The organism is Altibacter sp. (assembly GCF_019913785.1).
Lineage (GTDB): Bacteria > Bacteroidota > Bacteroidia > Flavobacteriales > Flavobacteriaceae > Altibacter.
Genome location: NZ_JAIOHK010000022.1, coordinates 39,765 through 45,871 on the forward strand (window position 1 = coordinate 39,765; position 6,107 = coordinate 45,871).

Annotated in this window: 7 protein-coding genes; 6 read left to right on the top strand and 1 reads right to left on the bottom strand. The window is 40.6% G+C overall.

The genetic code is table 11. The features are described 5' to 3' along the window. Positions 1-10 precede the first annotated feature (10 nt). From K8F54_RS03045 to K8F54_RS03055, 3 genes are read left to right on the top strand one after another with little or no spacing between them, the layout of a single operon-like run. Positions 11-877 (top strand): tetratricopeptide repeat protein, encoded by an 867-nt coding sequence (locus K8F54_RS03045; protein WP_363299153.1) that lies wholly within the window; start codon positions 11-13, stop codon positions 875-877. Between the two features lie 2 nt (positions 878-879). Then, the gene (locus K8F54_RS03050; protein WP_290786795.1) at positions 880-2,652 is read left to right on the top strand and encodes a BatD family protein; all 1,773 of its coding nucleotides are present in this window, start codon (positions 880-882) and stop codon (positions 2,650-2,652) included. Positions 2,653-2,671: 19 nt separating this feature from the next. After that, the gene (locus tag K8F54_RS03055; protein WP_290786798.1) at positions 2,672-3,421 is read left to right on the top strand and encodes a tetratricopeptide repeat protein; all 750 of its coding nucleotides are present in this window, start codon (positions 2,672-2,674) and stop codon (positions 3,419-3,421) included. Here K8F54_RS03055 and K8F54_RS03060 read toward each other — a convergent pair whose 3' ends face one another. Beyond that, entirely contained in the window at positions 3,422-3,955 is a 534-nt protein-coding gene (locus K8F54_RS03060) for a CvpA family protein (RefSeq protein ID WP_290786801.1), read from the bottom strand. It lies immediately after the preceding gene. A gap of 159 nt (positions 3,956-4,114) precedes the next feature. Between K8F54_RS03060 and K8F54_RS03065 the strand changes: the two genes are divergently transcribed. Genes K8F54_RS03065 through K8F54_RS03075 form a run of 3 tightly spaced genes read left to right on the top strand, consistent with a single transcriptional unit; the run spans position 4,115 to position 5,973 of the window. Further along, positions 4,115-4,471, top strand: coding sequence for a hypothetical protein (locus K8F54_RS03065; RefSeq protein WP_290786804.1), 357 nt, complete (start codon positions 4,115-4,117; stop codon positions 4,469-4,471). A 36-nt stretch (positions 4,472-4,507) separates the two neighbouring features. Then, positions 4,508-5,527, top strand: coding sequence for a phenylalanine--tRNA ligase subunit alpha (gene pheS, locus K8F54_RS03070; protein ID WP_290786836.1), 1,020 nt, complete (start codon positions 4,508-4,510; stop codon positions 5,525-5,527). 50 nt (positions 5,528-5,577) lie between these two features. After that, complete coding sequence (locus K8F54_RS03075) at positions 5,578-5,973, top strand: hypothetical protein (protein ID WP_290786838.1); 396 nt, start codon at positions 5,578-5,580, stop codon at positions 5,971-5,973. Positions 5,974-6,107 lie beyond the last annotated feature (134 nt).

Consider the following 6,107-nt stretch of genomic DNA (forward strand, 5'->3'; position numbering starts at 1 on the left):
CATGGTAACTATGAGAACATCCTTATTTTCTGAATTTGTTTCAGCAGTGCGAATTGCGGTCCTCTTCCTTATTTTTGTCTGTTCTGCCTATGGGATAGCACAAAAGGATAAGGAACAGCACAGGTTGTTGAAGGAATCGCAGAAATACCTATCGGAGGCTTCAGAAAAATTACAGAAAAATAATTTTCCAACAGCCGAAGCCGATTACCGAAAGGCGATTGCTTTAAACCCGGTGGATGAAACCGGAAAATACAATCTGGGCAATGCGTATTACAACAAAACATTGAATGCCGAGGCGATGCGACGTTTTAAAGAAGCAGCTACCGTAGCAGTGAATAAGCCTGAAAAGCACAAGGCCTTCCACAATTTAGGTAATACATTTATGAATGCCAAGCAATACAAAGAAGCGGTAGAAGCCTATAAAAATGCATTGCGAAACAATCCCACCGACGATGAAACCCGTTATAATTTTGCATTGGCAAAAAAGATGTTAGAAGAAGAACAAAAGAATGGCGGTGGTGACGACAATAAGGATCAAAACCAGGAAAATAAGGATCAGGACAAAGAGAACAAAGAAGATAAGGGCGACGAGCAAGAAGGAGATAAAGGGGATGAGAAGGAAGATAAGGACAAGGGCGATCAGAAAGATGAAAACAAGGACGGAGATAAGGAGAAGGATAAAGGAAAGCCCGATGAAAAGAAAGAAGAAGAAGGCGACAAAGAAAAACAGCAGCAGCAACCTGTTCCCGGACAATTATCTCCGCAACAAATAAAGAACTTGTTGGAGGCAATGAACAACGAAGAGAAAAAAGTACAAGATAAAATTAACGCCAAAAAGCAAAAAGGAGCTCAGGTAAAATCTAATAAGGATTGGTAGACATGAAACGGATGCATTTCATATACATACTATTTTTTGTTGCCCTTGGCACCATGCAGGCTCAAGTCCAGTTTGAGGCTAAATTGAGCAAAACTCGGTTGGGGATCAATGAACGACTGCGTGTCGATTTTGAAATGAACCAGGACGGGGACAATTTCAATCCTCCCGATTTCCAAGGCTTTCGAGTGGTTGGAGGGCCAAATCAAGCCATTAGTAATTCCTACATTAACGGGAAACGAAGCTATTCGAAAACCTATTCATATTTTCTTTCCCCCCAATCTCGCGGAAAATTTACCATTGGTCAGGCCACCATCGATGTAGATGGACAGATCTATAAAACAACGCCCATTCAGGTAGAAGTTACGGCTGCGGTGGATCGACCTAAAGATGAGAATAATGCCGATTATGTGGCAAGTGAAAATGTGCATTTAGTAGCCGAAATATCCAATGTCAATCCCTACTTGAACGAAGCCATCACGGTGGTTTACAAACTATATGTATCTCACGATGTAAGCATTACAAGTAGTTGGCGTGAAATCGACACGCCAAAGTATGCCGATTTCTGGAGCCAGAATATTGACAATCAAGGCAATTTTAAGATCTATGAGGGGAAATATCAGGGGCAGGATTATCGATATGTGATCTTGCGTACCACAGTATTATATCCTCAAAAAACAGGCGAATTAGACATAGAGCCACTTACCTTGGACGTGCCCATCGATGTGCAGGGTAACCGAAGAGATATCTTTGGCCGTAGATTGATGACCCGTGTTAATAAGACCATTTCGGCAGGAAACAGAACCATAAACGTGAAACCCTTACCCGCAGCAGGGCGTCCCGATAATTTCAACGGTGCGGTTGGGACTTTTCAATTTGATGTTACTACCAATAAAACCACGCTTGACGCAGGGGAAGCCTTGGAGTTAAACGTGAAAGTTTCGGGGAATGGAAATATTAAACTGTTTAATTTACCAAGTGTAAAATTGCCAAATTCCTTAGAAATGTACGAACCCGAACGAAAAGAGAATGTACGTACTGGTTTATCCGGGATGAATGGCGATATAAGCGAGCGCTATACGATTATACCTCAGTTTAAAGGGAACTATCCTATTCGTCCTATTTCATTCTCCTATTTCAACCCACAGACAGAACGATACACAACTCTTTCATCGAAAGAAATAGTACTCAATGTTGAAAACGGTCCTCTTACCGCTGAACAGACAACCGAACACGAAGGGAATGGTACTAAAAAAGCCGTGGTGCTTTCGAAAGAACAATTCAAGTATATAAAACTAAACGCAAACTTAAAACCGGTAACACATCAACCATTTTTTAAGTCAACGCTGTTTTGGTCATTGCTGGGCGGGCCAATGCTATTGATACCCTTGTTTATCATTGCAGGCAAAAAACGCAAAAAGCGCATGGCCGATTTTGAAGGAAATAAACTTCGCAAAGCAGAGCGTTTGGCAAAGAAATATTTGGTCGAAGCCAAGAAGAACATGAAGGACAAAGCAACCTTTTATGAAGCTTTAGAACGGGCGTTGCACAATTATTTAAAGGCAAAATTGAATATAGAAACTTCCGATATGTCCAAGGACAGGATCGCAGTGTACTTAGCCGAACGAAATGTTTCAGGGGTGACTATTGACCAATTTAAGAGTTTGTTGCAAAGTTGTGAATTTGCTAGATATACACCCGCATCAACTGTAACCATTCAACAGGATTATAATAAGGCGGTGGAAACCATTACTACTATTGATAAACAACTTCAGTAAATTTTTCAGAATAGAAAAAATGAAAAGGATAATTTTTTTATGGATATTACTGATCTCCGTTTCGGGAGTGGCTCAGAATGAAGCCTTGTTTGAGCAGGGAAAAAATCTGTACCAAGCCGAAAAATATCAGCAGGCTTTGGACAAATGGTCGTCCATTTTACAAAGTGAGCAGCACTCCGCAGCCTTATATTTCAATATAGCCAACGCACACTATAAGTTAAACAATATTGGCCCCAGTATTTATTATTATGAAAAGGCCTTACAACTTGATCCAAACGACAGAGACATCAAGAATAATTTGGCATTCGCAGAGAACGCCAGAATAGATGCCATTGAACCCCTTCCACAGACTATTTTCAAACGATGGTATAAACGAATTTCCGGCATCCTAACTTTTGATGGATGGGCGATGGCAGCTACTGTGTTCTCCATCCTATTTGTCACTTTGTTCTTGCTGTATTATTTTTCAACTTCAGAACAAAAAAAACGACTTCTATTTGCAGCTGCTATGGGCTGTGTTGTGGTGTTGCTATTCTCGCTTACCCTAGCATTTAAAACCTATAACGACTTTTTAAAAGATCGCCCTGCGATTATTTTTGCCGAAAGCACCGAGGTTAAAAGTGAGCCTACCTTGGGGAGTGAAGTTGCTTTTATTTTGCATGAGGGGACCAAGGTTCAGATCTTGGAAAAGGACAATCAATGGTGCCGTATTGAATTGGCCGATGGAAAGGACGGATGGCTTCCGACTTCCGAATTAAAGGAGCTTTAATTATTTTTCGGGCAATTCTTCCTCTTCCTTTTTCGTTTCAATTCTATCTACTTCTTTCAGTATATGTGGTAAAATGATGGGTGCTATCGAGGCAATTGGCGCATATAGTTTTGAGTTTGCCTTTTTTTCTTCAGAAATTACATAACCACTCAAGCCGGATGATGCATTTACAAACATAAAAACAACGCTGATAATAAAGGCGTAGGTGAGCGCATTAAACACACCTCCCAATATCTTGTTAGCGATACCTAACATGGCAAAATCGGCCATTTTTGTTAAAAATTTACCCGCCATGGATACCAGAAAAAGAATGCCCAAAAAGGTGGCTGCAAAAGCCGCTAATTGTGTAGTCTGCGGGCTCCAATCGAACCAGTTCGATATATATCCCGCGGCATAATCGGAAAAATACAGGGCACCATAGACCCCTGCTACAATCCCAAGAAGTGAGGCCAAAGCCACAAAAAGGCCATTTTTAAAGCCGGCGTAAAATCCAATTAATAATACAAAACCCAATGCAATGTCTACAATACTCATACTATCTATTTGTCATAAAGATACTATAACTTTTAAATTTCACTTTTCAGATGTATATGAGATCGTTTTAATGGTTCGCAAATAGTTTAGCTGAAATATTTAGAGAGAAGCATTAGCAATATTTTTCGGCAGACCCGTATCTTTGCCGAAGCATTCAATATGGCGAGAGACGAACAATTAAAACAGCGATGGGAAGAAGTGGTTGCGCTTCTTAGCAATAGGTTTGCCGATGGTGAAGCCCTAGATTTGGATGCCGTGATCTATCTGGTAGGAGTTCAGGAGCTGGGGCAGTTGCATCGGAAATTTAAAAAAGACGAAAAGATCAACCTAATGCATATTGCAATTTGCAGGCTGTTGGAGCCTTTCGGGTATTATGAATTTGAATTTTTTGACGAACAAGGCTGGCCACATTATAAGATACTGGAGCAATTGCCTCCTTTAAAGGCGGGAGAACAGAGCGTTTTGATGAAGGAAGCCATCGTTCAATATTTTTTGGAGCGAGAAGCGATTAAATAGAAATACGTAGTTTTACGACGAAAGTAGTTGATGAATATGATTGATACTATAAAAAAACACATTGCCGAAGTAGAAGCCTTTGCCACCACAAAGACTGAAGAAATAGAACAATTCCGAATTAAATATTTGGGAAAGAAAGGCCTGCTGAATGAATTTTTTGCCGAATTTAAAAGTGTCCCGAACGGTCAAAAGAAGGAATTTGGACAGGTGGTCAACCAACTTAAAAATGCGGCACAGGATAAGGTGAATGCGCTAAAAGCCAAGTTGGAGGCTTCGGAAGAATCCAAAGGTAGCTATGGTGATCTTTCGCGACCGGGAGCACCTATTGCGCTAGGAGCTCGACATCCTATTTCCATTGTAAAAAATAAGATCATTGACATCTTCTCTCGTATTGGTTTCAATGTTTCTGAAGGTCCTGAGATTGAGGACGATTGGCATAATTTTACGGCTCTGAACCTGCCTGAATACCATCCGGCACGCGATATGCAGGATACTTTTTTTATTCAAACAGATCCCGATATTTTACTGCGCACACATACGTCATCGGTACAGGTGCGTTATATGGAAAACAATAAACCGCCTATTAGAACGATTTCTCCGGGCCGTGTGTATAGAAACGAAGCTATTTCAGCACGATCACATTGCTTTTTTCATCAAGTAGAAGGGCTGTATGTGGACAAGGGAGTGAGTTTTGCCGACCTTAAGCAAACCCTTCAGTATTTTACTACTGAAATGTTTGGCAAGTCAAAAATTAGATTGCGACCGTCTTACTTTCCGTTTACAGAGCCTAGTGCCGAAGTTGATGTGTACTGGGGTCTTGAGACCGAAACCGATTATAAAATGACCAAGGGTACCGGTTGGTTAGAAATTATGGGCTGTGGTATGGTAGATCCCAACGTTTTGGAGAACTGCGGAATAGATTCTTCTGAATATTCCGGCTTTGCCTTTGGCATGGGAATCGATCGAATAGCGTTACTGCTGCATCAAATTCCGGACATTCGTATGTTTAGCGAAAACGATATTCGCTTTTTGGATCAATTTAAAAGCGCCGATTAGTATTTCTTCCTATTTGTCTTCCGAAGGAAACAAATTCAGTTACCAAATTCATGAAAAAAGATATTGAATTTCACGTTGCAAGCAAGGTTTTAATTGTAGCCATTAGAGAATGGGATAAAGACTTTCTTTCTCAAAATTGGAATGTGCATCTCTTGAACCAGAGAAAGGATACTATCGAAACCGTTTTGGTGTTAAGCAGGGGGAATAGTGAAGATCGAAAGACATCGACCCTGCGACATGGATTGGGAAATATGGCTCCAGAAACATCCAATAAAGTCGAACTTATTACCGACGAGGTATTGGGGTTTACCAATGAATATTTGGTTACTTTTTTTGCGGAAGGAAAACTATTTGAACGCTCCTTTGTATTTGAGGCCCATTCGATTACTGAAAGCAACTTGGTAAAAATACCGATGCTGGATACAGAAGGAATCGTTGCAGATTGATATACTGAATTACAGTTATACTATCGATACCTCTCCCTGCCCGTAACCTGTAGGTTACCTTACTTATAGGTAGGCTTAAATACGGGTGAAACACGGGTGAACCTAACTTAAGTGTTACTTATACTAAGCATTTA